Source organism: Pseudomonas sp. AP19 (assembly GCF_001728855.1).
In the GTDB taxonomy this organism is placed as follows: Bacteria; Pseudomonadota; Gammaproteobacteria; order Pseudomonadales; family Pseudomonadaceae; genus Aquipseudomonas; species Aquipseudomonas fluorescens.
On sequence record NZ_LXJP01000130.1, the window covers coordinates 1 to 1,884 of the forward strand.

Genomic DNA, 1,884 nt, shown 5'->3' on the forward strand with positions numbered 1-1,884 from the left:
TGAGTTACCCAATCCAGATGGCCGACTCAGACCAGGTTTGACCGCACAGGTAAGCCTCAATCGTTCAACGGAGCAAAGTGTTCTGTGGGTGCCGAGCGAGGCCGTCATTCGTACCGGTCGACGTGCGTTGGTCATGCTCTCTGAAGACGCTGGTCGATATCGCCCGGTGGAGGTGCAGCTAGGCCAGGATAACGATGGCAAGACGGCGATATTGAAAGGCTTGGAAGAGGGGCAGAAAGTGGTGACCTCTGGCCAGTTCCTGCTCGACTCGGAGGCCAGTCTCAAGGGCGTTGTCGCAAGCTCATTGGACGTTTCGCCATCTACTATGCCCGTTGGCGCTTTGCATGAGGCCGATGGTCAGATCGTTGAGATCAACGACAAAGAAGTCACGCTCGCCCACGGTCCCTTCAAGACATTGGGTATGCCAGGCATGACGATGACTTTCCCTCTCGCCACTCCTGCTCTGATGAAGGGCCTAAAAACGGGCGACAAGGTTCGGATCGCTGTTAGCCAGACGGACGATGGTCTGCGTGTTGAACGTCTGGAACGCTCTGGGGGCCAGCCATGATTGCGGCCCTTATTCGCTGGTCGGTGGCCAACCGCTTTCTTGTGTTGCTGGCGACGCTGTTCGTCACGGCATGGGGGATCTGGGCGGTTCAAAGTACGCCCATCGATGCATTGCCAGACCTGTCGGATGTTCAGGTAATTATCCGTACACCTTACCCAGGCCAAGCCCCACAGATCGTCGAAAACCAGGTGACCTATCCACTGGCAACCACCATGCTCTCGGTACCTGGGGCCAAGACTGTGCGCGGTTACTCCTTCTTTGGCGACAGCTTCGTTTATGTGCTGTTCGAAGACGGAACTGACTTGTACTGGGCCCGCTCGCGGGTGTTGGAATACCTGAGCCAGATACAAAGCCGCCTACCAGCCAGTGCTAAGCCAGCCTTAGGACCTGATGCCACTGGCGTTGGCTGGATTTTCCAGTACGCGTTGGTTGATCGCAGCGGTGGGCACGATCTGGCGCAACTGCGAGCCCTACAGGACTGGTTTCTCAAATTCGAGCTCAAGACGCTGCCGAACGTTGCGGAAGTTGCCACCGTAGGTGGCATGGTCAAACAGTATCAGGTCCAGCTCGATCCGCTAAAGTTGGCGAACTTGGGTATCACGCAGTCTGAGGTGACCGAGGCGATCGGCAAAGCCAATCAGGAAACCGGTGGAGCCGTGCTGGAAATGGCGGAGACAGAGTTCATCGTACGAGCTTCCGGCTACCTAAAGACGCTCAATGACTTTCGCGCCATCCCGCTCAAACTGGGCGCGGGCAGTGTGCCGGTCACGTTGGGCGATGTTGCCACGATTCAGTTAGGGCCTGAGATGCGTCGAGGCATTACCGAACTCGACGGTGAAGGTGAGACCGTCGGCGGCGTGGTGATTCTGCGCAGCGGGAAGAATGCTCGTGAAACCATTGCGGCGGTCAAAACCAAACTCGACGAGCTGAAAAGCAGTCTGCCGGCGGGGGTTGAAATCGTCACCACCTACGACCGCAGCAAGTTGATTGATCGTGCCGTGGAAAACCTCAGCCACAAGCTGATCGAAGAGTTCATCGTCGTCGCGTTGGTCTGCGGAATCTTTCTCTGGCACCTGCGTTCATCTCTGGTGGCAATCATTTCCCTGCCGGTTGGGGTGCTGATCGCCTTCATCGTGATGCGCTATCAGGGTATCAACGCCAACATCATGTCCCTTGGCGGGATTGCCATCGCCATCGGCGCTATGGTCGACGCTGCCGTGGTGATGATTGAAAATGCCCACAAGAAGGTCGAGGCTTGGCACGTGGCCAATCCTGGGGAGGAACTGAAAGGTGAACGTCATTGGCACGTGATGACT

2 protein-coding genes are annotated in these 1,884 nt (G+C 56.9%); both read left to right on the forward strand.

The genetic code is table 11. The annotated features are described in order from the left end of the window. Window positions 1-568 (forward strand): copper-binding protein (locus tag A7D21_RS33910; RefSeq protein ID WP_171902676.1); only part of this gene is annotated, 568 nt, incomplete at its 5' end. After that, the coding region (locus A7D21_RS33915; protein WP_141718327.1) for an efflux RND transporter permease subunit at window positions 565-1,884 on the forward strand (1,320 nt) is incomplete at its 3' end. The genes A7D21_RS33910 and A7D21_RS33915, both read left to right, overlap by 4 nt.